The organism is Maritalea sp. S77 (assembly GCF_049801075.1).
GTDB lineage: Bacteria > Pseudomonadota > Alphaproteobacteria > Rhizobiales > Devosiaceae > Maritalea.
Window position 1 is genome coordinate 269,775 of the sequence record NZ_JBNAGG010000004.1, and the last position, 22,546, is coordinate 292,320.

The 22,546-nt window shown below is 51.8% G+C and carries 20 protein-coding genes; 10 read left to right on the forward strand and 10 right to left on the reverse strand.

Annotated elements, in window-relative coordinates; genetic code table 11:
- Positions 1–56: 56 nt before the first annotated feature.
- Positions 57–644, forward strand: coding sequence for a hypothetical protein (locus tag ACP15Y_RS14450; RefSeq protein ID WP_424983814.1), 588 nt, complete (start codon positions 57–59; stop codon positions 642–644).
- 209 nt (positions 645–853) lie between these two features.
- On the opposite strand, the gene ACP15Y_RS14455 is transcribed toward ACP15Y_RS14450, so the two are convergent.
- Positions 854–1,261, reverse strand: coding sequence for a MerR family transcriptional regulator (locus tag ACP15Y_RS14455; protein ID WP_424983815.1), 408 nt, complete (start codon positions 1,259–1,261; stop codon positions 854–856).
- 87 nt (positions 1,262–1,348) lie between these two features.
- Between ACP15Y_RS14455 and ACP15Y_RS14460 the strand changes: the two genes are divergently transcribed.
- Genes ACP15Y_RS14460 through merA form a run of 4 tightly spaced genes read left to right on the forward strand, consistent with a single transcriptional unit; the run spans position 1,349 to position 3,699 of the window.
- Positions 1,349–1,747 carry a mercuric transporter MerT family protein gene (locus ACP15Y_RS14460; RefSeq protein ID WP_424983816.1) on the forward strand — a complete coding sequence of 133 codons (399 nt, stop codon included), beginning with the start codon at positions 1,349–1,351 and terminating at the stop codon, positions 1,745–1,747.
- 13 nt (positions 1,748–1,760) lie between these two features.
- The gene (locus tag ACP15Y_RS14465) at positions 1,761–2,048 is read left to right on the forward strand and encodes a cation transporter (protein ID WP_424983817.1); all 288 of its coding nucleotides are present in this window, start codon (positions 1,761–1,763) and stop codon (positions 2,046–2,048) included.
- Between the two features lies 1 nt (position 2,049).
- Entirely contained in the window at positions 2,050–2,253 is a 204-nt protein-coding gene (gene merF / locus ACP15Y_RS14470) for a mercury resistance system transport protein MerF (RefSeq protein WP_424983818.1), read from the forward strand.
- Between the two features lie 27 nt (positions 2,254–2,280).
- Positions 2,281–3,699 carry a mercury(II) reductase gene (gene merA, locus ACP15Y_RS14475; RefSeq protein WP_424983819.1) on the forward strand — a complete coding sequence of 473 codons (1,419 nt, stop codon included), beginning with the start codon at positions 2,281–2,283 and terminating at the stop codon, positions 3,697–3,699.
- Positions 3,700–3,933: 234 nt separating this feature from the next.
- Here the strand turns inward: merA and ACP15Y_RS14480 are convergent, their stop codons facing one another.
- Positions 3,934–4,587 carry a DUF2306 domain-containing protein gene (locus ACP15Y_RS14480; protein WP_424983853.1) on the reverse strand — a complete coding sequence of 218 codons (654 nt, stop codon included), beginning with the start codon at positions 4,585–4,587 and terminating at the stop codon, positions 3,934–3,936.
- A 310-nt stretch (positions 4,588–4,897) separates the two neighbouring features.
- Between ACP15Y_RS14480 and ACP15Y_RS14485 the strand changes: the two genes are divergently transcribed.
- A complete protein-coding gene (locus tag ACP15Y_RS14485; protein ID WP_424983820.1) occupies positions 4,898–5,935 on the forward strand; it encodes a serine hydrolase domain-containing protein in 1,038 nt (345 codons plus the stop codon).
- A gap of 147 nt (positions 5,936–6,082) precedes the next feature.
- Here ACP15Y_RS14485 and ACP15Y_RS14490 read toward each other — a convergent pair whose 3' ends face one another.
- The 8 genes from ACP15Y_RS14490 to ACP15Y_RS14525 form a co-directional block, all read right to left on the reverse strand.
- Entirely contained in the window at positions 6,083–6,628 is a 546-nt protein-coding gene (locus ACP15Y_RS14490) for a recombinase family protein (protein WP_424983821.1), read from the reverse strand.
- Between the two features lie 277 nt (positions 6,629–6,905).
- A complete protein-coding gene (locus ACP15Y_RS14495; protein WP_424983822.1) occupies positions 6,906–9,461 on the reverse strand; it encodes a S8 family peptidase in 2,556 nt (851 codons plus the stop codon).
- 66 nt (positions 9,462–9,527) lie between these two features.
- Complete coding sequence (locus ACP15Y_RS14500; protein WP_424983823.1) at positions 9,528–10,523, reverse strand: AAA family ATPase; 996 nt, start codon at positions 10,521–10,523, stop codon at positions 9,528–9,530.
- 352 nt (positions 10,524–10,875) lie between these two features.
- Complete coding sequence (locus ACP15Y_RS14505) at positions 10,876–11,613, reverse strand: competence protein CoiA (RefSeq protein ID WP_424983824.1); 738 nt, start codon at positions 11,611–11,613, stop codon at positions 10,876–10,878.
- Between the two features lie 448 nt (positions 11,614–12,061).
- Complete coding sequence (locus tag ACP15Y_RS14510) at positions 12,062–12,865, reverse strand: DeoR/GlpR family DNA-binding transcription regulator (protein WP_236114217.1); 804 nt, start codon at positions 12,863–12,865, stop codon at positions 12,062–12,064.
- Between the two features lie 100 nt (positions 12,866–12,965).
- Positions 12,966–14,270 carry a TRAP transporter large permease gene (locus ACP15Y_RS14515; RefSeq protein ID WP_236114216.1) on the reverse strand — a complete coding sequence of 435 codons (1,305 nt, stop codon included), beginning with the start codon at positions 14,268–14,270 and terminating at the stop codon, positions 12,966–12,968.
- A gap of 20 nt (positions 14,271–14,290) precedes the next feature.
- Entirely contained in the window at positions 14,291–14,854 is a 564-nt protein-coding gene (locus tag ACP15Y_RS14520) for a TRAP transporter small permease (RefSeq protein ID WP_236114215.1), read from the reverse strand.
- 31 nt (positions 14,855–14,885) lie between these two features.
- Entirely contained in the window at positions 14,886–15,899 is a 1,014-nt protein-coding gene (locus ACP15Y_RS14525; protein ID WP_236114214.1) for a TRAP transporter substrate-binding protein, read from the reverse strand.
- Between the two features lie 318 nt (positions 15,900–16,217).
- Here ACP15Y_RS14525 and ACP15Y_RS14530 point away from each other — a divergent pair, with 318 nt between their 5' ends.
- The 4 genes from ACP15Y_RS14530 to mgrA all read left to right on the forward strand — a co-directional run bounded on the left by ACP15Y_RS14530 (position 16,218) and on the right by mgrA (position 22,352).
- Entirely contained in the window at positions 16,218–17,588 is a 1,371-nt protein-coding gene (locus ACP15Y_RS14530; protein WP_236114213.1) for an NAD(P)/FAD-dependent oxidoreductase, read from the forward strand.
- A 3-nt stretch (positions 17,589–17,591) separates the two neighbouring features.
- The gene (locus ACP15Y_RS14535) at positions 17,592–19,643 is read left to right on the forward strand and encodes a hydantoinase/oxoprolinase family protein (RefSeq protein WP_236114212.1); all 2,052 of its coding nucleotides are present in this window, start codon (positions 17,592–17,594) and stop codon (positions 19,641–19,643) included.
- Positions 19,640–21,226, forward strand: coding sequence for a hydantoinase B/oxoprolinase family protein (locus ACP15Y_RS14540; RefSeq protein WP_424983825.1), 1,587 nt, complete (start codon positions 19,640–19,642; stop codon positions 21,224–21,226). The genes ACP15Y_RS14535 and ACP15Y_RS14540 overlap by 4 nt, the downstream gene beginning before the upstream one ends.
- Before the next feature lie 100 nt (positions 21,227–21,326).
- The gene (gene mgrA, locus ACP15Y_RS14545) at positions 21,327–22,352 is read left to right on the forward strand and encodes an L-glyceraldehyde 3-phosphate reductase (RefSeq protein WP_424983826.1); all 1,026 of its coding nucleotides are present in this window, start codon (positions 21,327–21,329) and stop codon (positions 22,350–22,352) included.
- The last annotated feature ends 194 nt before the right edge of the window (positions 22,353–22,546 follow it).

Consider the following 22,546-nt stretch of genomic DNA (forward strand, 5'->3'; position numbering starts at 1 on the left):
GCACAAAAGAAGCACAAACCTCCGCACATTTTGACAGAAAGTTTTAGGAACAGATTATGATTGAACAACTTGCAACTGCCGCAACGTTTGGCTTTGGTGCCAGCTTCGGACGTGACCTATACCGTGCAGCCAAAAAGAACCCCATCATCTGGGCGATCATCGGCATCCTCATGATTGCGTTCGGTTGGCGCAATTTATATCTCGGTGTTGGTCGTGGACCACTCTACAAGTTCTTTGTGACCTATCTTGGATCAGCCGTTTTGATCATCATTGGCACAGCTGGGTTTTGGGCTGTTGGGTTGTTGGCTATGGACGATATGGGTGGTCTGCCGCTGTTGATTGCTCTGGGCCTTATTCTGGTTTCTACCATCGCGGGTAACATCTGGGGTATCAAAGACCGCAAAAAACGTGTGCAAGCGGCTGAGGTCGCACAACACAACAAAGAGTTCATGATTGAAGTTGGACTAAGCGATAGTGACTTTGACAGTGAGCTATTACAGGACGCGGAAGGCAACCTCTTGAAGTTGGTTGAGCAAACTGACGACAAGATCGTGTTCTCGGTTTCGGGTAAGCGTGGTTATCGTGCCGCAATCAAGCTCGAGAATGGCCGTATGATTGACTACACGGGGGTTGTGAGGCTTTAGGCGAGGCTACCCCCCCCAAGCAGCAAGCGCCGTAGAATAGGGCTTTATTTGGCGCCAGGCGGCCATTTAAGCTAGTCGATTGCTGAATAGCTCGCGTAGCTGAGATGCAATTAAATATTCGCCACACGCAATGAATGCCGAAGCAAAGTCCAATGCCCGGCTGGATGAATGGCCGGTTAGCGGACAAATCGACCATCGGGTGTAATCGTTTAGGCGTCCAGCAATAATGTATCAACAATCGGACAATCGGGCACATCACCGCAGCTACATTCTTTTGCCATTGCTTCCAAAAGCGATTGCATACGCTGCAAGTCCGCAATTTTAGCCTTTACTTTGACTAGATGAGAAACTGTTACCTCGTGCACGTCCGCGCAAGTGTAGTTTTGACTGTCCGTCATTTTCAACAAAGACCTGATTTCGTCGATAGAAAAGTCTAGCTCTCGGCAGCGCTTAACAAAAGAAAGTCGTCGCAGCTGTTCAAAATCATACTGCCTGTTGCCGCCAGCGGTGCGGTCAGGTTCGGGTATTAGGCCGATGCGCTCATAGTATCTTATCGTTTCGATATGAACGCTGGTTTCTTTAGACACGGCCCCAATTGAATATCCTTTTTTGCTCATCACGAATCCTTGATCGACAATTTGCTTGCATCTGTAGTTACTACAGATCGTAGCCTGTCACAGTCGCAGATGAAATTGAGGTAACAAATGAGCGAGAACATCAACCCGTTAGGGATACATCCCATTGAGGGGCAAGACAAAGCCAAGACACGTCTTGTCACGGTTGGCAGTATTCTGGCGGCGCTAGCGGCCTCGACCTGTTGCATTGTGCCGTTGCTACTGTTTAGTCTTGGCATAAGCGGTGCATGGATCGGTCAACTCACTGCTCTCGAACCATACAAACCCATATTTATCACAATCACGCTCGGCTTTTTGGGTTACGGGTACTGGCTTGTCTATAAGCAATCTCAGGTTAAATGCGATGATGATCAAGCATGCGCACGTCCAATGCCAAACTATCTTGTGATGGGCGGATTGATCCTCGCAACCATTTTGGTCGCTCTTTCAATCGCATGGCCATACATCGTTCCTCTACTTCTTAGCTAACCTCGGAGACACCATGAAAAACATAATTTTCGCTGCCCTTGTCGGAGCGCTCTCATTTGTGAGTCCTTCCTTTGCTGCTGAACAACAAGTCACCTTGTCCGTGCCTGGAATGAACTGCGCTAGCTGTCCATTTATTGTGAAGGGCGCCATCTCTAAGCTCGACGGCATTGTCGATGTTCAAACCAGTCTAGAAGACTTGACGGCAACGGTTGTGTTTGAAGACACCCTTGTCACAATTGATGATATTATTGGTTCTACTGTTGGCGTCGGCTATCAATCTTCGGTTTTAGACCCCGCTTAGAATGAAAAACCAAAACCTGTTAAAACTCGGAATTCTCGGCACAGCCGTTGCAGCGTTGTGTTGCTTCACGCCAATCTTGGTCGTTCTTTTTGGCGCTGTCGGTTTGTCAGCCTTTGTTGGAATTTTAGACATTGTTCTCATTCCGGCTCTGCTGATCTTTGTGTGCATCACCGCTTACGCATTATGGCGACAATCACGCCGTTGAATTTCTCAAACAAAAGTGAACCAAACTATGTCTGATTGTTGTTCAAATGGAACATATGACCTTGCCGTGATTGGAGCAGGTTCTGCTGGGTTTTCAGCAGCGATTACCGCGGCTGATAGCGGTGCGCGAGTTGCGCTGATTGGCTACGGAACCATTGGCGGCACGTGTGTAAATGTGGGCTGCGTTCCTTCCAAAGCACTGATCCGAGCAACGGAAGCGCTGCACGCTTCAAGCGCGGCGAAACGGTTTAATGGTATTGAGGTAACCTCAAGGCTCACCAGTTGGTCTGATGTTGTAAGGCAAAAACAACAGTTGGTCGATGAACTGCGGGGCGTAAAGTATGCCGATCTGTTGCCTTCATATGAAAATGTGGATTACATCGAAGGTCAGGCATCCTTTGGCAAAGACGGTGCATTGTTTGTGGATGGCACGGCGTTTGCAGCTACCAAGATCGTAATAGCGACTGGCACGCGGCCTTCGATCCCCTCGATCAATGGCATCAAAGATGTTCCTTACCTCACGAGCACTACTGCTTTAGAGCAAGAGACCCTGCCGAGTTCTATGTTGGTGATAGGTGCGGGCTACATTGGTGTTGAGTTGGCACAAATATTTGCCAGAGCAGGCGTTGACGTAACCCTTGTCAGTCGGCGCGGGGTGCTGCCAGAAGCCGAACCTGAAATTGGAGCGGCACTCGCCGGGTATCTTAGCGATGAGGGTATTAGTATTGTTTCTGGCATTTCTTATGACCGTATTGCTAAACATAAAGACGGCGTCGAACTCATAGTCTTCGAGGATGGTTCACCTCGCACGATTGTCGCAGATAAAGTGTTACTTGCCACAGGCAGAACCCCAAATATTGAAAGCTTAAACCTTCAAAACAAGGGCGTTGTTCTCAATGATGTCGGCGGGATTAAAGTCGATAAACAGATGAGAAGCTCAGCAAATGACGTTTTTGCAGCAGGCGATGTGACAGGTGAAGATCAGTTCGTTTACATGGCTGCCTACGGCGCAAAAATTGCAGCTAAGTCTGCAATGGGTCTGGAAACGCGAGCATACGACAATATGGCGATGCCAGCAGTCGTCTTCTCAGATCCGCAAGTGGCGAGCGTCGGCCTAACCGAGGCGCAAGCGCAAGAAAGTGGCTTCTCGGTCAAAACATCCATTCTGACGCTAGAAAATGTGCCTCGTGCACTCGCAGCCCGGGATACACGGGGCGTCATCAAGCTTGTAGCCAACGCCCAAAATGGCATTTTGCTCGGGGCACATATTCTTGCACCAGAGGGAGCCGACAGTATTCAAACAGCAGCCATGGCAATCAAGTGTCACATGACCTACCAAGAGCTTGCGGACATGATCTTCCCCTACCTTACCACCGTAGAGGGCCTTAAACTTGCTGCTCAGACATTTGACATGGATGTGAAGAAGCTATCTTGCTGCGCGGGGTAATTGTGGCCGAAGACAACAAAGCAATTCTCTTGCTGATGCACAAATTGGCAGAAGGAGAGTTGTTACTGCCTTGATGTTTGCGTTCAGACTTCATGTCTGCTTTGGGCTCGAAGCTGCCTTTGGATGCAACATTCCAATAGCGACATCAAAGGCACTGCATTTTAGGGGGCAGCGTCCGGCCCGAAGCTGCTGTTCATACTCATGCCAGTGGGAGTACATCGGTGCGGTCCAGTTTTATGCTGCTTTGCGAGGGCGCCTTCTTTTGCGCCAATAATACTCCAATATTGCCAAATTAATACTCATGCCCAGCCACATGATGATGCCTTCCTGAACAGGTGAGTGTTCCACAGGAATGGCGAAAGCCAAGATCTCGAGTACAGCCCGGGTGGCACCGGCCAATCCAATAGCAATGGCGCGACACACCCAAAGTTGATGCGCAGAAATGTTTCGCTTTATTGCGTGCCATAATGAAAGACCTAGGCAAAGAGCGACAGCAACTCCGCTGAACCCCAACCCCCAGTTTTTGAGTGCGTCTTCGTCAGGGGGCAAATCGAATAAAAGTGGCAAAGCAGTGAGCGCATAGACAAACCCTCCGGCGAATGCAATTCGACCTGCTATGCGATGTAATTGAGGGTATCGAACGCGCAATTTCGTTATGAATTGTAGAGGAGCGATTGCGCAAAATACAATCCCGCCGATGATGTGTGTCAAAATTGGCAACGGCGCGGCCAGATATCTGGGTTGAACAAGATCTGCCAACGGGTGCCCGGGTTGCGCATTTTGCAGGATGGCAATCGTTGAAAATATGCCGGGGACAGCAGGCACCATTCCAAGGACCAAGATAAGTAAAGGGGTCTTCCAAGGGTTAGGGCTTGCTCTTAACCGCATCTGGGTCACAACTCTTTCTCCAGCATTTTTTTATATGATTGTGTAATGAGTATCAGACCGTTGAGTATTTTTGGCAATAACTTTGATGGCGATGAACAAAAGACGAACGAGCGCTGGGCTGGTCTATTGTGAGCGTACAGTTGATTGGTGTCTGGAGCGCATTCCATTATTGGGTAGCCATGAAAACGTTGCCTGTACGGGCGGAAAGATGACTGCGTGAAACGTAATGCCAATCGATTGAAACCATTGATCATAGTAAGAACAAGTCTTACGAGCTAGTTTCCAATCATCTGCTGACCGGGGAACACCAATGAAGATTGTGCGCGCTATTTTTATCGTTGTGTCGATAATCGCGACGGTAGTCAGCCTTTGGTTTGTTCCGTGGCGGACACTTTTGTTTCAGTTGTCGCCGCTGCCTGACACAGTGCAAGCTCAGCTCGATCAGTTCACTGGAACGGGAATTGATGGCGTGATTGTTTATGCAAGCTTGGACGGCAAGCCTGCGCAGACTTTCGTCAGTGGCAGGAGTAACCGAATAGCGAATACACCAATAGAACCTCAAAGCCTTTTTAAAATTGCGAGCATCACCAAGCTTTATGTTGCGGCGTTAGTGGTCAAGTTGGCAGGTCGATCTGAGATCGATCTGAACCGTACATTAGCCGAATATCTCCCTGATGTCGCTGATCGCATTGAAAACGCGGATCAAATTACACTCGCCATGCTGGTTCAGCATAGAAGCGGCATTCCAAATTACAGTGATGACGATGATTATTCGTGGTTCGATCCTCCAACAAAACAAACGGATAATCTTGTGCTTATTCTGGATCACAAGGCCGAATTTGACCCGGGAACACAGTACCGCTACTCAAACACAAATTATCTTCTAATTGGCCTAATCCTTGAGGCAGTGTTGGGCCACGATTATGAATTCCTCATCAAGCAGGAAATCCTCGACCCCTTGGGCTTGAAGAATACCTTTACCTCAATGGGGGAGATCGACATGGAAAGGCTTGTGAGCGGGTACACTGCTGGTTACGATGATGATTTGAAAGACATCAATTACACTGGGCCGATGGGCTCCATGGTGTCAACGGCTGAAGATGTCGGCTTGTTTCTGAATTCTTTGCGCGACGGAACGTTGTTCAGCCCTTCCGAGCAGGACGTTTACGCGTCGCTCTATGAATATGGCCACACTGGGTTGCTTCCCGGATATTCGAGCATTGCCCGCTTTCATCCTGACTTAAATGGTGTAGTTGTTCAATTCGCAAATAAGAGTGGTGATCGTCTTTGGTGGATTATGGAAGTGAACTATGACCGAGTTGTGCGGATCCTTCGCGAAGGAAACTGAAATCGAGTTCACCTCTTCTTGGTACTCTGCGAGTTTTGACCGAGCTGTGAACGTCCGGTTTTCCGCCCGTTGCAGTCATTGTGTGCATGCGTAGATATTAAGAAAATTGGCACATGACAGACAAGTTCACAACGTACTGCCCAATTTCTAAGCTTCACCCAGCACCCGGTAGACCTGCATTCTTGAACAACCAAGTTCACGCGCAATGGCACTGGGACCAAGTCCATCGTTTTTCATTCGCCAAACCGCTTCACGATCAATACGCCGTTTTCCACCTTTATATTTGCCTTGCTGCTTGGCACGCTCAATACCCTCCCGTTGCCGCTCTTTAATAAAACGACGCTCCATTTGAGCAACCATGCCAAGAACCGTCATAACGATTTGTCCCATTTCACCTTTAGTTGACACATATGGATCAAGCACTGTAACAAACGCGGTCTTTTGCTCACACTCATGAATGATGTTTAAAACGTCTCGGGTATCGCGACCTAATCGATCTAGGCGGGTTACGACTAACTCATCGCCTGGGCGCAAAAACTCTAGAATGGTGGCAAGCTCAGTGCGATGGTCTCGACTGCCACCAGATACCTTCTCCGAACGGATTAAGGTACAGCCTTCTTTCTTTAACCGTTCATGTTGAATTTCCAGATCTTGCTCAAGCGTGCTCACTCGGGCATAGCCAAACTTCGCCATATGTCACCTCAGGGTTTAAGCTCGAGGCTAGCAAGTCACAAATAGTCGATGTCAACCCAGATGTTATAACTTTGACTGCAACATCGCCGTGTCACTTTAAGGTGTACTTTGAGGTGACGTGTTTCAGGTGCGTGCGCACGGCCTGAGACCATTGGCTAAGCGACATAAGGGGCGGTAAGCAGACATCGACTACCCATTCGAAAACTCTAGCTTGTAAATTGGAAGCGGACCTCACAGAGAACTCTCCAGAGTTGGCTGCAAACGTCCAAACGGGATATTATGCTGCTGGGACAGCAACCCGCTGCTTTAGGCGCGCTTTTACGCGCTCGTAAACGTCTACCCGCACATCCTCTCCGACCTCGAGCGTCACAGCGACTGCATATGGAATAGGGATGTCTAAATCCCCTGCTGATGGTTTGCAGGACACATTTAGCACTATGTCCCCTTCATCCACGAAAGGCATCGCGTCTTCTCCAGTCCAGCGTCGATGGAACACTGTTCCGCGTCCGAATGAATTGTGAGAAGGCTGGTCTTTCGCGTTTTCCACGCCAAGCGACAACCGCTTATCGCCACCATGGCTTATCTCCAACTTGGCCATTCGATACATTCGATGGTTCACATTCAGCGGTGAGAGCCACGCGGCTGTTGCTGTCACTGCGCGAAAACCACCGAGATTTTCGAGGTCGGTCGGGATCGGGATGCGAAACTCGTCTGTCTCCTTTGCGTGGATTGTGTTCCATCCGATGAGTGTTGCCCTGTGTTCTGCACAATCAATGACACGGTCGATGTCTACAACTCCGAATCCAAGGAGGCGGGCTGCGTCGTCACGCCGATGCTCCCAATGCCCTGTCCCATTATCCCGTGAGATTTTTTCGATTTTGGCGGCAATCTCTGGGTCCCACTTAGCTGCATGGACTAGCAATGACTTTAGGACAACTGCATGAAATGTAGGATCCACGGAGGGATGTGGCGGTTCCTCCGGGAGCTTTTCTAGGGCCTCCAGAATTCGCAATGCGCCGTGAGTTGCCAAAGCAGTCGAGATGCTGGTTCCACTGAAGTTAAGCTTCCTTGATAGCTCGCCTGCGGTGCCTGGAGCGGCTGCACCAATACCGAAATATCGTCCCGGCCGGCGGGCGGGGATCAAGGAAATCGGCGCGGTATTCGTAAGCGTTCGAACATGTTCGCGCCCGCCTGGCAGTAGAATTTCGGGCTTAACTCCTTTCAAATAGCCAAGCCCCTGCGCCGAACTTGGATTTGGCAAAAAAGGGCTCGCATATGGATCAACCGCCATTGCCCCCGCCCCGTTGGGGCTGATCTCATCGACATGCGCAGCCCCGATCGTCAGGCAGTTGAGGCCTTCAGACGGAGCGAGAAGACGGCGATGTGCACGGTTCCGCAGGATCGCTTTTAGGAGAATCGCCTCCCGCTCTTCAGGTGCTGCGTCCTCGAAGTCTGCCCAAGCTAAACCTTCTTCGAGACTTACTGGGTCGGGAATATTGCCAGCGCTAACCAAAATGAGAACACCGTGCTGCCAAGCGAGGAAGTCGATCAGCCGAGCCCAAGGGCTCAAAATACCTGCAAAACGGCGATTTAGATCCCCCAAGGACATATTTACGATTCGAACGGTTGTGGCGGTGGGTTCCACGTCACCTTCGCCTTCAAACATTCGGATAAATGCGCGCCAGATCAGATCGATGGCCAACTTGTTTGGAGGCATGCGCTCTTCAAAGTCATCAAAACCGACCTGTTGCGGATACATCACTGGGCGCACATAAAGTCGACGGTTTACAGGACCGGTTGGGACAGCACGGTTCAAATCGCCGTGGAGAATAAGCGAGGCCATACTTGTGCCATGAACTAGTTGGTCTGTCTGGCCGTACTGCGCTGCAAAGTCATCAGGGTCATCAATCTCCAACCGCCCGGCCAGCTTGTGGTGCTGGGCCATCGGCATGCCATCAAGAAGAGCTGCAACAGGCGGTGACAGTTCAGTTTCTTCATCCGGCTCGGTCTCGCTTGCTTCATCCAGATCCGGACCGTGAGTGTCCGTTACAAGGGATTGTGGCCGCAGCACCATCACTTCGTCGAATGCAGCGAGACCAATGTCTGGATGATCCAGAATGCTTTTCACAAATTCTGGACGAACTTCGACCAGCGCTGCGTCGTACCGGATTTCTGGGATCATAGCTTGATCAAGGAGTTGGCCTCCAGCTTCACCAATTGCTTCTGCAAGCCGTTGATGAGCCCTATAGCGAAGGGCAGTAGTTGCTCGATACCAGAACTCAACTTCAAAGCGGACGGGTTCATCGGGAAAATCTCGGAGTCGCTCCAACCACTCCTGCTTAGTATCGTCCGTTACTCTGTCTTGTGGACCCCAAGGACGTATGTCTGACAGGTGGGCAAAGACTCTCTTCCATTCCGTATGAGGTCGGGTGATATTCTCTCCGCTCCTATAGCGGTTCCAAAGGCTTACCAGCTCCCGCAGAGCTGCTGCGTCTGGCAAAGTGAAGAAAAGACGGCGAGGAACAGCTTTATCATCCCGTCGATTGCCATCTTTATCCGTAGTCGCGAAGTCGTCGTTTGGTTCTAGCTCGTCTTCGTCTTCCCCCAGAAATTCAAGGCCACTGATCTGTCTGAGCGCTCTATGGAAATCAACAACGGTGCTTGCTATCTCAAAGACCAATGCCCGTTCGGGCGCGATGGCAGCTGGATCTTCCCGCAACTCCGCGAGACGCTGTGGATCGGGAAGGGCACGAGAAAGCCGATCGAATTTGGGACCAACCCGCTGCACCTGACGTTCGGCAGAAGGCGCTGCAACCTCCTCCTGAATAGTCATAGGTCGCCCTTTCCGTGTTGTGCGGCTTGGTTGCAGCAATCCGAGAAGTGGACGTTCAGCCATGGACTACCTCACACACTCTTCTTGTCGGACTGGTTTAGCGCGATCTCCCCAGGCCTTTATCTGGTCTGCAAAAATGGCTTTAAGAGATTTTTCTCGCAGAGAGAGCACTTCCCGTCGCCGAACATCTAGAATGAACTCTTCAGCCTCGGCATAGCTAATTTCCCCAAGGCGCTTAGCCAATGTCGCAGGCGAAATTCCCAACTTTCTATCGAACTGCTGGAAACTCCGTTCAAAGTAGGCTATCAGCTCCTTCTCGGTCGGAGCAGGTAATGTAAGCCGGAGTTGAAATCGCCGCCATACGGCCCGATCGAGCAGCTCTGCATGATTCGAGGCTGCAATTATAACGGCGTAGCTTGGAAGCTCATCGACATGCATCAGCAGCGACGATACGACTCGCTTAATCTCTCCGGTTTCGTGGGTGTCTCCGCGTTCCTTGCCTACAGCGTCGAATTCATCGAAAAAGACCACGCATGGCGTAGTGCGTACGTAATCGAACACACGCTTCATCCGATTAGCGGTTTCGCCGAGATAGCTGCCAATCAACGCTTCATAACGAATGACAAAAAACGGAACTGCGAGAGCTTCTGCAATCGCTTCTGCCAAGGATGTTTTACCGTTACCGGGAGGTCCCACTAGCATGATCCGGTGACGAGGATTCAGGCCATGAGACCGCAGCAAGCTCGCACGCTGCTGTTCTTCGATAAGCTGATTGACCGTTTCTCGGGTATGGTCCGCAAGGACCATGTCGTTAAGTTGATGTTTTGGTGTCAGTTCCGCCAGAAATTCGCGGCCTTTGATTCCAGGGTCGTGGGCTGCCAGATTCAGCGAGCGCGTGCTAGTGCCGCTGGTGTTCAATGCCCGCTCGAGGCGATCAGCAAGTATCCGGTGCTGTTTGTTTTTCTCATCAGCAATGATGCTCTCTACTGCGGTACGGATGGCTTTCTTGTCGCCGCTCACACTCGCTTTTACGAGAGAAATGAGAAGATCACTGTGTGCCATCTGCCTCAGTCCCATGTTTTGTTCTTTTTAGCTTTTCGATCAGTGCTTCAACGACCCAGTGGTTGCGCGAGACAGGCACCTCCCCGTTGCATATGCACGTGTCAATGTCCTTGAGGATGTTTACCGGCACCCGTACAGTCACTGGAACTCGACCCTTATCGCTTTTTTGATCGCTCATAATTTGATACCAAAGTGATGCCACAATGAAATCATACCGGAGCCCCTAAGTCTTGTCGACCGAATTGTTAGGTGTTTTATCAGCTCTGGGGGTGTTCAATCCGCAAGTCTGGCCGAGCTCTGAATGTCTGCTTTGGGCCGATGGTCGCGAGCGATTCTCTTCAGTTAGGCGCTTCTAGCTCCGCATTCTCGACAGTCTCAGTCGTGATACGTTTTGCAGGATCCCGCGAACAGCGGGCATGTGCACACGTTCAGAATAGATGGCTCGCAGCAAGCCATCGCGTGTCAGGGGTTCTACCAAACGGCCACCATGCACGGTACCAGGATACAAGAGGAATAGTAGCGTCGGGGCAGTCTCAGTTTCGGCATTTGGGCCCACGTAGTCGAAACATATTGGAACTGGACTTTGCAACCAATCGCGTGGAAAAAGCTCATTGGCATCGCTAAGTAAGAACAGATTTGTTCGCTTGCTGCCTTGAACAATCTCCGTGAGCGCGTCCCTCCATCCTAGGATTTTCTTCCTGTCACCTTTAAGCCTAGACCCATCAACTACCCAAAGCATGTTTTTATAAAAATCCTCACGGGCTCGACGCTCTTTGGGATCGAGATGGGAATGTTGGATCTCCACAGTGAGTTCCGCCAGCGTGTACACGTCGGCAATGTGCCTCTCACCAGTATCTTGATCAGTAAACACATGCTCTTGCCAACGGAGTGGAAATTCATTTTTCCAGTTCCTATGCCAATCAGTTTCTGGTTCCCACCAAGGATCACAGTCCACTTTGCTTTTGTGCGCCCAATGATGAATCCTAACCTCGCCACAACGCGGAATCATTTCAGATTTGCAGAATGGGCATTGTCCAACAGCCCCAGGGATCGGTCTACTTCGGTTGCTATTTATGATTGCTGTTAACATTCCTACGTCTGCAGTCTGTGGTGTTGAGGTCACCTAATCTTAGCAGCTTTTTATGTCCATCTCGAACTGTTCAGAGAAACTTAGTGCCATCGGCGTCAGGGCAGCGCCTTGCGAAACGATGGACCCTCGTCTGGCTTAGTGTGGCGCAGTGTCCGCTTTTGGGATATTGACTAATTGCAGCCAGGCTCCCAATGTCGGCGAAGAGCCGCGAGCGCTTGAAGGCGAAACTATAGGCTCAGTAAGAGCGAACTTCTCTCGAGAGTCCTAATTGGCCAATGGATCGCCTGCTAAGGGAGTATGAACATTTGCCTCGATAGTTGGACCTCCTTGGTTTGATTCGAAGTCTTGTGCTCCGACCGCCGACCAGCATATCCATTGGCGGCATGGTCCGTCGTGGCTAGGCCATTTCAAACGGAGAGCTGCCCATCCGCCGATGCCGGTCGCTAGCTCACACTTTGACGCAAACCAGTTCCACCCCGTGCGCATGGATTTTGTCCCGGTCTTTTGCCGGGAGGCCGTAATCGGTGATGATCATGTGGATTTCGCTGAGTTCTGTAATGCGGTAGAGCGCCCGTGCATTGAAACGGCTGCTGTCTGCCAGAAGGATGGTCTTTTGCGCGGCCTGCATCATAGTGCGCTTCAATTCGACCAGTTCGAGAACCGTGTCGGATGCGCACTCAAAATCCACTGCCTGCGCTGACATGAAATACAAATCGCATTTCACATCATTCAAGAAGCTGATGCCCGGCTCGCCAAGGAGGCTATAGGCACCAAACCGGTTGGAACCGCCCGGCACAACTAGTTTTAACGGCGGCTTGTAGGTCAGGGCATGGGCGACATAGAGATCATTGGTGATGACCGTGAGCGGGTCTGTCCTCGTGGCAATAGCATCTGCCAACAGGTGTGAAATGGCACCAGTATCGATCAAGATGCTTTGGTCGGCATTGATGTGCTTGAGCGCTTCGGAGACGATGGCATTTTTTTCTTCGACCGCAGTGCGGCGCGCCAGATCGGTGCTTGGCTCATAGGTGGATTGTTGACGCATGCGCACCGCGCCGCCATGGGTGCGGCTAAGATAGCCTTCCTTGGCCAGAAAATCTAGATCGCGTCGGATGGTTGAAACTGAGATATTGAACCGGTCGGCCAGATCCTGGCTGGACCCCGCAAAGTTGATGTCAAACCAGTCGATCAGGCGTTGGCGCCGTTCTGCCGGCAACATCTCTTCAGAATTATTCTCCTGCGAATCGTCCATGACGTCCTCCATACGCGCGTGTCGACACATCTATTTGCACAAAATATCCAATAATACCAAGCACAAACACACTCAACCCGATGCTGCGCGTTATCGTCTCCTATAGCAAACCGGGAAGCCAAAGGGCCAATTGTGGAAAAATCACTAGCAAGGCGGTTCCTAAGCACAGCAGTAGAAAGAAGGGCAGGGCGGCCCACACGGTTCGGCCCAGTCCAACAGTGGTCAAGCCCTGCAAAATATAAAGGTTTAGTCCCACGGGCGGTGTCAATGCGCTCAACTCGATCATGATGACGAGGAAGACGCCAAACCAAATGGGATCAAAGCCTGCCTGAATAATCAGGGGCACTGCAATAGGCACGGTCATGACGGTCATTGACGTGCCGTCGATGAACATGCCCAGCACGATATAGAGCAAGGCGAGAATGACCAGAACGCCGATGGGGGACAGGTTCATGTTGGCAATGGCCTCGGTGATCTGCACGGGAAGGTGCATAAAGGCAAAGGCGGCCGACAAAAAAGACGCAGCAGCAATCAAAAGGCAGATCATTGCTGAAATCCGGATTGTGGTCATCAGCGAGTCCACAATCATCTTGATGGAAAACTGCCCCGTAAACACCGTGATCAGGATGGCAACGGCGACGCCAACGGCTGCTGCCTCTGATGGTGTGGCAAGGCCTGAATAGATTGACCCCAGAACCAGGAGCATCAAAACGAGTATGGGCACGAGGTCCCAGACACCGCGCAGCATCTGCCTGAAGCTGGCCTTCTCGACGTTTGCAGGTTCCGCACCGGGTTTGATGAAAGACACGACAATAATGTAACCGGAATACAAAAAGGCCATCAGCAGGCCGGGCACGAGGCCAGCGGCAAAGAGCTTGACGATCGAGACTTCGGCGAGAACTCCATAAATGATCATCGCAATCGAAGGCGGGATGAGCAGGCCGAATGTTCCGGCGCCAGCCAGTGAGCCGGACGCCAGATTCAGGTCATAGCCACGTTTTAAAAGTTCCGGAATGGTGATCTTGCCTACAGTCGCGGTTGTGGCATTGCTGGAGCCGCTGATCGCGGCAAAGATCGTGCAGCCAATTACATTGGTGTGCAGTAAGCCGCCAGGAATGCGGGATACGATCGGCGACAGCCCGCGAAACAGCCTTTGGGAAATGTCGGTGCGGAAAATGATGTCGCCCATCCAGATGAAAACTGGAATGGCGGCAAGTTCCCACGACACTGCACTGGAGGAAACCACCTTTGTGGCGATCGTGCCGATGCGGATCAGGTCAAAATCGAGCACAATATACAAAGCACCGACCCCCACCATGATCAGGCCGGCAAAAATCCAGACCCCAGCGCCCAGAAACAGGGCCATCATCAACAAAACTACGATTGAGGCTGCAACGAGTGACATGGCGTTCTATTCCCGTTTTACTAGAGTTTGAGCAGAGAGTTTTCGTCGTAGCCGTGACTGATCAGGCGCGCGCCACGAACTAAGATTTGCAAGCCGAGTAGAGCCAGCCCCACAAGGAAGATTGCAGCAGGAATCCAGAGAGGGATTGGCAGATAATGCTCGGTAGTGGAGCCGCGGGCCCAAAGCTTGCCTACGGTGCGCCATTCGAAATACATCAGCCAGACAATGAGGATCTCGACACTCACAATACAGAACGCTTCCGTGGCCCAGCGGACCCGTCCGCGCAATACCTGCGTGACTGCGGAAATGCGGATCATGCTGCCTTCTTCAAGGGCCCATGCCGCGGCCAGAAATGTAATGGCCGCAACACCATGACCGACAAGAACGTCAGTCATGAAAGTGGACAGCGAGAAAAACCTGAGGACGATTTCCACCAGAATCAGACCGACCATGAGCACCAACAGGATCGCGGAAATACCAGCCGCAATCCTGTTGAGCCGGGAGGAAATCATTTCCAGAACGCTAACCCATTTTGGGGTGGGGCGCTTGATAGACTGATCTTCTTGTGTGTTGTTATCGGTCATTCTCGACCCCACCCAGCTTTAGCGTTTAGGTTTATTGCATCTTTGCTTTTTCAAAGGCATCAAGCAATGCGGCACCGCGCTCGCCGGTCTTTTCAAGCCAGTCTTTATGCACTTCGCTTGCCGCCTCTCTCAGATGGTCAAACACTTCCTGGGGCACTTCATCATCGGTTGTGATTGTCATGCCATTTTCGCGCATCGTTTCATACGGACTTGTCATAGCCTTCTGCATGACTTCCCAGTTGAATGCGTCACAATCGTCAATCGTGACGGTCAAGGCGGTCTGGGCGGCTGGGGTCAAACGATCGAATGCATCTGCATTTACGTGCGCCACAAAGATGCCCATGGCATAATTGACTTCTGTGAAGTCACTTAGATAATCCCAAATGGAGATTTGCTTGCCGCCATCGGCTGAGGTTAGCACGGCATCCACGCCGCCTGTGGAAAGCTGCGGCACGAGGTCTGACCATGCAATTTGCAAGGGAGCCGCGCCGGCGCGCTTTAGGGTTTCTGTTCCGTTGACGTCATAGGTGCGAATGCGCAGACCCGTGATCGCATCAACCGAGGTGATCGGCTTTTTAGCATGAATGCCGCTTGGCGCATTTGGAACAGCCCAAAGCAGTTTCATGCCATTTTCTTCGAATACTTTTTCATATTCGGGACGGGCAACCTGCCACAACAAATATGCCTGCTCGGGCGTGTTGGCGAGGAACGGCAATGAGCTGAGACTAAAGATAGGATCAACACCACTGAGCTGTGTCAAGAGTGTAACGGCTGCCTGAACACTTCCGTCCTGTACGGCATCAAAGTGATCTGCTGAACTGAAACCAAGTGCGCCGCTGCCCTGATAGGTAATGTCGATGTCATCGCCTGCGATTTTTTCAACTTCCGCAATGCAGTGTTTTGCAGCCTGCCCAGTAAAGCCGGACAGATCGTACTCATCCGAAAAATCCCACTTTACAGGTTCGGCCATCGCTGCACTCGATGCGCAAGCAACGCTCAACGCAACTACGGAGCTAACAATACTTCTATTCCATTTAAATGACATGTTCGTCCTCCCATTGATTGAATTCTATCGTTCTATCTTCCCCAAAACCATGGTTTCGGGTGTTGTTGCAGCGCACTTCCATTCCGCACAATCTCGCAACGTCACGCAGTTATGCACAAACAGTCATATTCTGTCAAGAAGCTTCATAAAAAATGAGAGAATTGCCATATATATGTAGAATATTGCTATTTTGTGGAAATTATCGTGCATGCACCTCTTGATCAACACGCATAACTCTCATATAACGTCACAAGCGAGCATGCGGTGAATGCTATGTGCTCAATGATAACCCAACGCAGGATATATAGAGGGTAACTGATGCATGAGCATGTGAAACGCGGAGCGGTTCCGTCGCTCAATAGAGTGGACAGCGCGCCGTCAATTCCGGCGCAGTCCGATGTGGTGATAGTGGGGGGGGGTATAGCGGGAATTTCAACTGCTCTCTTTCTTGCGGAAAAAGGCATAAGCGTTTGTGTGTGTGAGAAAGGGGAGGTTGCCGCTGAGCAGTCTTCAAGGAACTGGGGCTGGACGCGACAGATGGGGCGTGACCCGCTAGAGATGCCGCTCACAATACAAAGTCTCAACCTTTGGCGGTCGCTGAAATCGCGATTTGGTATCAAGGCCGGCTACAGGGAAACCGGGATTGCATATGTGTGCCAGAAAAAATGGGAAATCGAGCAGGCACAAAGCTGGGCAAAAACGGGCCAGGAGCATGGCTTGCCGCTCAAGATGCTGAATGGTGCTGAAATTGAGGCGTTGCTCCCTGGCATTTCATCCGGCCATAGTTTCGGCTTGCACACCTCATCAGATGGTCGTGCGGAACCGGCACTAGCGGTGCCGGCTTTTGCGAAAGCCGCTCAAGAGCGTGGTGCTGTGATCGTGACTAATTGTGCGGTGCGCGGTATCGAGCGCACTGCAGGGGCCGTATCTGGGGTCGTGACGGAGCATGGTTCGATCAAATGTTCGAATGTGGTAGTGGCCGGTGGTGTCTGGTCAAGGTTATTCCTGGGCAATGCGGGTATTCATTTGCCGCAGCTCAACCTCGTGGCCACAGCAGCCCGCATTGAGGGTGACGTCGAAGGGCCGGATTTGCCCGTTGGTGGCGCGACCTATGGCATTCGCAAGCGCCTTGATGGCGGTTATACGCTCGGGCCGCGCAATATCAACATTGCACCCATCGTGCCCGACAGCTTCAGGCTGCTATTGGACTATCTGCCTGTATTCATGAATAGCTGGCGTGAACTGCGACTGACGTTCGGTCACGAATTCTTCTCTGAACTCAAACAACGTCGGTTTTGGTCCAATGATGCTCGTACAGAATTCGAGGAAAAGCGCACACTAAATCCGCCACCACCCGACTGGATGATTGAATCGGCTTTTAAGGGATTGAAAGCCGCATTCCCAGCGTTCAGGAATGCGCGCATAACGCATACCTGGGGCGGGGTAATTGATGCATCCCCGGATGGTGTGCCCATCATCGATGCGGTAGACTATGCGCCCGGCGTATACATAGCATCGGGCCTATCGGGGCATGGATTCGGAGCGGGCCCAGCGGTCGGCCAACTAATGGCAGAAATCATATCAGGTGACAAAACTACCGTTGATCCTCAACCATTCAGATTGGATCGTTTCCGTTCGACACGGAAACGCAAATCACAGGGTTTTGTCATTCAAGCAGAAGGAGAATAACATATGGCCTGGCGTGTTGGCGTGGATTCTGGCGGTACATTTACAGACATCTGCCTCTTCGAAGAGGAAACGGGGCGTATTGAAATCTGGAAAACACAGTCGACCCCGGACGATCCTTCGCGTGGAATCGCAGAAGTAGTCAAGCAAGGACTAGAACGTGTTGGTGAAGATCTCTCAACCATTACGTTTTTTGGTCATGGCACGACGGTGGCAACGAATGCTTTAATCGAATTGCGGGGCGTTAAAACAGCATTGATTACGACAGACGGGTTTCGCGACCTTCTGGAAATTGGCAGGCAAAAGCGCCCAAGCCTATATGACATGTTCGCTGAAAAGCCCGAAATTCTGGTTCCGCGCAATTTACGATTCAATATCAGTGAGCGACTGCGGCCCGATGGGAGCGTGGAACAGAACCTCGATCAGGAGCAACTGCGCACTGTACTCAGGGAACTCGCGAGCCAAGACATCAAGGCACTTGCGGTGTGCTTTCTCTATAGCTTTATGAACGATACTCATGAGCAGGCCGTGCTGGCTGATACTCGCGAAGAATTGGGAGACATATTCGTTTCACTTTCAAGCGAGGTTGCACCCGAGTTCCGCGAGTACGAACGTTTGTCGACAACGGTAGTCAACGCCTTTTTGGGCCCCGTAATGGAGCGATATATTCAGCGCTTGGAAGCCCGCCTTGTTGAAGCCGGTTTGCAAACATCGCCACACCTGACTCAGTCAAATGGCGGCGTAATTGGCTTTGAAGCAGCTGCACAGTTTCCCGTGCGTACTCTGTTGTCCGGACCGTCCACAGGGGTCGTGGCGGCGCAGGTAATCGCGGGGCTAGCAGGTTTTGACAATGTTATTACCTTCGATGTCGGCGGCACCTCGTCGGACGTTGCCTTGCTGGAAAATCGCGCCTGCAAGAAAACCGGCGAAGCTGAGGTACATGGCTATCCGATCAAAGCACCCATGCTCGACATTCACACCGTTGGTGCTGGTGGTGGCTCTATCGCCCATGTCGACAATGGCGGGCTTTTGAAGGTTGGTCCGGAAAGCGCGGGCGCAAATCCCGGACCGGTTTGCTATGATCTGGGCGGCGAGCGCCCCACGCTCACAGATGCCAACGTGGTGCTGCAGATTCTGAATCCGGTTGAAATGCTTGGTGGTCGCATGAAGGTCAATAAGGCCAAGGCTGAGAAGGCAATCCGCAAACTGGCAAAGTCGCTCAAGCTCGAATTGCTGGAAACAGCACAAGGCATTATCTCGGTCGCAACCGCCAACATGGCCAAGGCTATACGCGTCATTTCGGTGCAGCGCGGTCATGATCCGCGCGACTATGCTTTGATGGCATTTGGTGGCGGTGGCCCGCTTCATGCAGCCAGATTGGCGCGCGAACTGGATATTAAAACGGTCATTGTACCTTTAACACCGGGAGCTTTGTGCGCAGTTGGCCTACTGATGACAGACCTCAAAGCGGATTTTGCGCAAAGCTTTCTGACTAATCTTTCCGCGATCGAGCCGGGCCAATTGGTCGAGCGATTTGAACAAATCGAGGCACAGGCCTTGGATTGGTTCAACCGTGAACAGATCGAACCTGAAAGCCGTCTGTATTTGCGGACAGTCGATCTGCGTTACGTGGGGCAGAATTACGAACTGCAAGTATCATTCCCAGAGGGCGAAATAACAAAAGACACGTTGGCAAAACTGCGTGAAGATTTTGAGGCGGCCCACGCTCAGCGTTATGGGTTCTCGCCTGAGGGCGAGGCTGTTGAACTTGTCACTTTGCGTACCGAGGCTGTGGGGGTCGTAAAGAAAGCCAGTATTCAGGCGAAGATGGACAAAGCCTCGTCACTACCGCAACCGGTGGGTACGCGAGAAGTTTGGATGCCTGAAGCAGAGGGACTGGTCACCAGTCCGGTCTATCAGAGAGATGATCTGCAGTTTGGGCATGAATTTCAAGGCCCGGCGGTTGTTGAGCAAATGGACACAACGACACTGATCCTTCCCGGAATGCGTGCGCGGGTGGATGCATATTTGAATCTGATTTTGGAGGATCGCGCATGACGAATCTTGATCCAATCACAATCGAAGTCATTGGCAGCGCCATGACTTCGATTGTTGAAGAGATGGGCGAAGCCTTGGTGCGCTCAAGCTATTCAACCAACATTAAAGAGCGCCGGGATTGCTCAACCGCGCTGTTCGATCATCGCGGTAACATGCTGTGTCAGGCGGAACATATTCCCATGCATCTGGGAAGCTTTATCGGGATCATCGCCCACATCCTTGATCGGCATGCTGTGAATGATATCCGGCCTGGCGATGTATTTATCGGCAATGATGCTTATGTGGGCGGCGCAACGCACCTCCCGGACATCGTTTTGGCTGAGCCGATCTATTTTGACGACCAGATCGTTGCTTGGTCCATCAATACCGCACATCACTCGGATTTCGCAGATCGCGGACATTCGCACATCTATCAAGAAGGCATTCGGATTCCGCCAGTGCGACTTTATCGGGCCGGTGAACTGCAAACGGATGTTCAGGATATTTTCCTGCTGAACTGTCAGGTGCCACGCGAGCGTCTCTCCGATCTCCGCGCGCAAATGTCGGCGAACCGGCTGGGTGTGCAACGTGTGCAAGGGCTTTGCGAAAAATATGGCAGCGAACGTGTGTTGGCGGCAGGCGATGCTTTGCAGGATTATGCCGAGCGGAAAATGCGGGCTGGTATCGCCGCGATCCCGGATGGTGTCTATCGATTCTCCGATACGTTTGATAGCAATCAATTCACACAAGCAATGGAGCTGAGCGTCGCCATCACGATATCGGGCGATTCAATGGCGCTAGATTTCACAGCGCCACCGCAAGTGCGGGCGGGGCTGAACATGGTTTACACGGCTCTTTTGGCCTCGTGCTATTACGCAGTCAAATCAGCAATTGACCCCACCATTCTGCCTAATGCCGGTCTGGCGCGGCCCCTGTCGGTGACGGCGCCTGTGGGGTCCATTCTCAATTGCCAGCATCCCGCAGCAGTGGATGGACGCATTGCACCCAGCCAGCGTGTGGCTGACCTTATTCTGGGGGCAATGGCTGAGGCGCGGCCCGGCCAAATTGCAGCAGCTGGCAATGGCTGTTGCACCGGCGCGACCTTCTCCGGAACGCACGAGAACGGCGACATATGGGTTTATCTTGAAACAATTGGTGGTGGCGGTGGTGCGCGACCAACCGCAGATGGGCTAAGCGGTATTCAGGTGCACATGACGAATACGTCAAACCTGCCTGTTGAGGGGCTGGAACGTGAATACCCGCTCACCTTGCTGCGTTATGAACTCGTGGATGGGTCTGCCGGTGCCGGCAAATTCCGTGGCGGCATGGGTTTGCGCCGGGTTTACCGGGTTGAGCGTGCCTGCCAGTTATCCATCGATACATCGCGCCTTTTATCCGCTCCATGGGGGCTGGAAGGCGGTGGTTCAGCCATGGGCAGCAAACTCGATTTCGGTGACGGCCGAACGGATTTCCGCGGTATTATCGATCTAGTTGAAGGTCAAATCATTGAAATCTCAACACCAGGTGGAGGCGGTTATGGAACCCCCTCGGATTGCGATCCGAACGGGGTTGTCAGGACCTTAAATAGGGGCGCCTCGGCGTAACAGGCCAGCTTGTTCCCCTCCAATTCCCAAGTCAGTGCGCGTGCCTTCAATCCTTGAGATGAGGGGCACGGGCGCGACCACAATACTAGGAAAGTGACACATGTCTTATCAACCCAGCGCTGAACGTTATGCCAAAATGACCTACAATCACGTAGGCAATAGCGGGCTAAAACTGCCTGCCATTTCACTTGGCCTCTGGCACAATTTTGGCCATTCGACCTCCAATGAAGTCAAATCATCTATTTGTCGAACGGCATTTGATTTGGGTATTACCCATTTTGATCTGGCGAATAATTATGGCCCGCCTGCAGGCAGTGCCGAAGAGGCCTTTGGTGAAATCCTGAGAACAGATTTTGCCAGTCATCGGGACGAGTTAATCATTTCCTCAAAGGCGGGTTGGGATATGTGGGAGGGCCCCTATGGTGATGGGGGCAGCAGAAAATACCTGATGGCCTCTTGTGACCAGAGCCTCAAACGTCTTGGTGTCGACTATGTCGATATTTTCTATTCGCACCGGTTTGATGCCAACACTCCGTTGGAGGAAACCATGGGCGCGCTTGATCAAATCGTCAGATCCGGCAAAGCGCTCTATGTGGGGATATCGTCGTATAATTCCGAGCGCACACGCGAGGCCGCAAAAATCCTAAAGAATCTCGGTACGCCTTGTCTCATCCATCAGCCCAGCTACAACATGCTCAACCGTTGGATCGAACGCGACGGCCTCAAAGATACATTGCAAGAGTTGGGTATCGGTTCGATCGTTTTTACGCCCCTGGCTCAAGGCATGCTGACGGACAAATACCTGAAGGGCGTACCTAAAGACAGCCGGGCCAGTCAAAATGACACGCTGAGCAAAAGCTTCCTGTCTGAGGAGGCCATGGAGAATATCCGGCAGTTGAACGCCATTGCAAAAAGTCGCGGGCAAACACTCGCTCAAATGGCCATTGCATGGGTTTTAAGGGATGGTGGTGTGAACTCTGCATTGATCGGAGCGTCAAAACCACAACAGGTCATTGACTGTGTAGGAGCGCTCGAAAACCTCTCATTTACAACTGCCGAGCTTGACGAGATAGATCGTTATGCCGTCGAGGCCGATATCAATTTATGGGCAGGTTCCTCAAGCTAGAAGCTTTGGGTTAACACGGTGTAAGGGGCGACGGAAGATCGGCGATCATCCGCCGCTTTTTTTATGTGATGCATGTTGCCGTATTGCCAAATCAGGGGAGGAGGAGAGGAGTAAAAGTGCAACGACCATGATGCCTCCCAAACCTCCTATACAGATACTTCGAAAACCCCTTCGTCGAAACAACGCAATGCCGA

Excerpts from the sequence above, each read along its gene's own strand:
- ACP15Y_RS14450 (WP_424983814.1), top strand. The coding sequence starts at position 57 with ATGATTGAACAACTTGCAACTGCCGCAACGTTTGGCTTTGGTGCCAGC.
- ACP15Y_RS14455 (WP_424983815.1), bottom strand. The coding sequence starts at position 1,261 with ATGAGCAAAAAAGGATATTCAATTGGGGCCGTGTCTAAAGAAACCAGC.
- ACP15Y_RS14460 (WP_424983816.1), top strand. The coding sequence starts at position 1,349 with ATGAGCGAGAACATCAACCCGTTAGGGATACATCCCATTGAGGGGCAA.
- ACP15Y_RS14465 (WP_424983817.1), top strand. The coding sequence starts at position 1,761 with ATGAAAAACATAATTTTCGCTGCCCTTGTCGGAGCGCTCTCATTTGTG.
- merF (WP_424983818.1), top strand. The coding sequence starts at position 2,050 with ATGAAAAACCAAAACCTGTTAAAACTCGGAATTCTCGGCACAGCCGTT.
- merA (WP_424983819.1), top strand. The coding sequence starts at position 2,281 with ATGTCTGATTGTTGTTCAAATGGAACATATGACCTTGCCGTGATTGGA.
- ACP15Y_RS14480 (WP_424983853.1), bottom strand. The coding sequence starts at position 4,587 with ATGCGGTTAAGAGCAAGCCCTAACCCTTGGAAGACCCCTTTACTTATC.
- ACP15Y_RS14485 (WP_424983820.1), top strand. The coding sequence starts at position 4,898 with ATGAAGATTGTGCGCGCTATTTTTATCGTTGTGTCGATAATCGCGACG.
- ACP15Y_RS14490 (WP_424983821.1), bottom strand. The coding sequence starts at position 6,628 with ATGGCGAAGTTTGGCTATGCCCGAGTGAGCACGCTTGAGCAAGATCTG.
- ACP15Y_RS14495 (WP_424983822.1), bottom strand. The coding sequence starts at position 9,461 with ATGACTATTCAGGAGGAGGTTGCAGCGCCTTCTGCCGAACGTCAGGTG.
- ACP15Y_RS14500 (WP_424983823.1), bottom strand. The coding sequence starts at position 10,523 with ATGGCACACAGTGATCTTCTCATTTCTCTCGTAAAAGCGAGTGTGAGC.
- ACP15Y_RS14505 (WP_424983824.1), bottom strand. The coding sequence starts at position 11,613 with ATGTTAACAGCAATCATAAATAGCAACCGAAGTAGACCGATCCCTGGG.
- ACP15Y_RS14510 (WP_236114217.1), bottom strand. The coding sequence starts at position 12,865 with ATGGACGATTCGCAGGAGAATAATTCTGAAGAGATGTTGCCGGCAGAA.
- ACP15Y_RS14515 (WP_236114216.1), bottom strand. The coding sequence starts at position 14,270 with ATGTCACTCGTTGCAGCCTCAATCGTAGTTTTGTTGATGATGGCCCTG.
- ACP15Y_RS14520 (WP_236114215.1), bottom strand. The coding sequence starts at position 14,854 with ATGACCGATAACAACACACAAGAAGATCAGTCTATCAAGCGCCCCACC.
- ACP15Y_RS14525 (WP_236114214.1), bottom strand. The coding sequence starts at position 15,899 with ATGTCATTTAAATGGAATAGAAGTATTGTTAGCTCCGTAGTTGCGTTG.
- ACP15Y_RS14530 (WP_236114213.1), top strand. The coding sequence starts at position 16,218 with ATGCATGAGCATGTGAAACGCGGAGCGGTTCCGTCGCTCAATAGAGTG.
- ACP15Y_RS14535 (WP_236114212.1), top strand. The coding sequence starts at position 17,592 with ATGGCCTGGCGTGTTGGCGTGGATTCTGGCGGTACATTTACAGACATC.
- ACP15Y_RS14540 (WP_424983825.1), top strand. The coding sequence starts at position 19,640 with ATGACGAATCTTGATCCAATCACAATCGAAGTCATTGGCAGCGCCATG.
- mgrA (WP_424983826.1), top strand. The coding sequence starts at position 21,327 with ATGTCTTATCAACCCAGCGCTGAACGTTATGCCAAAATGACCTACAAT.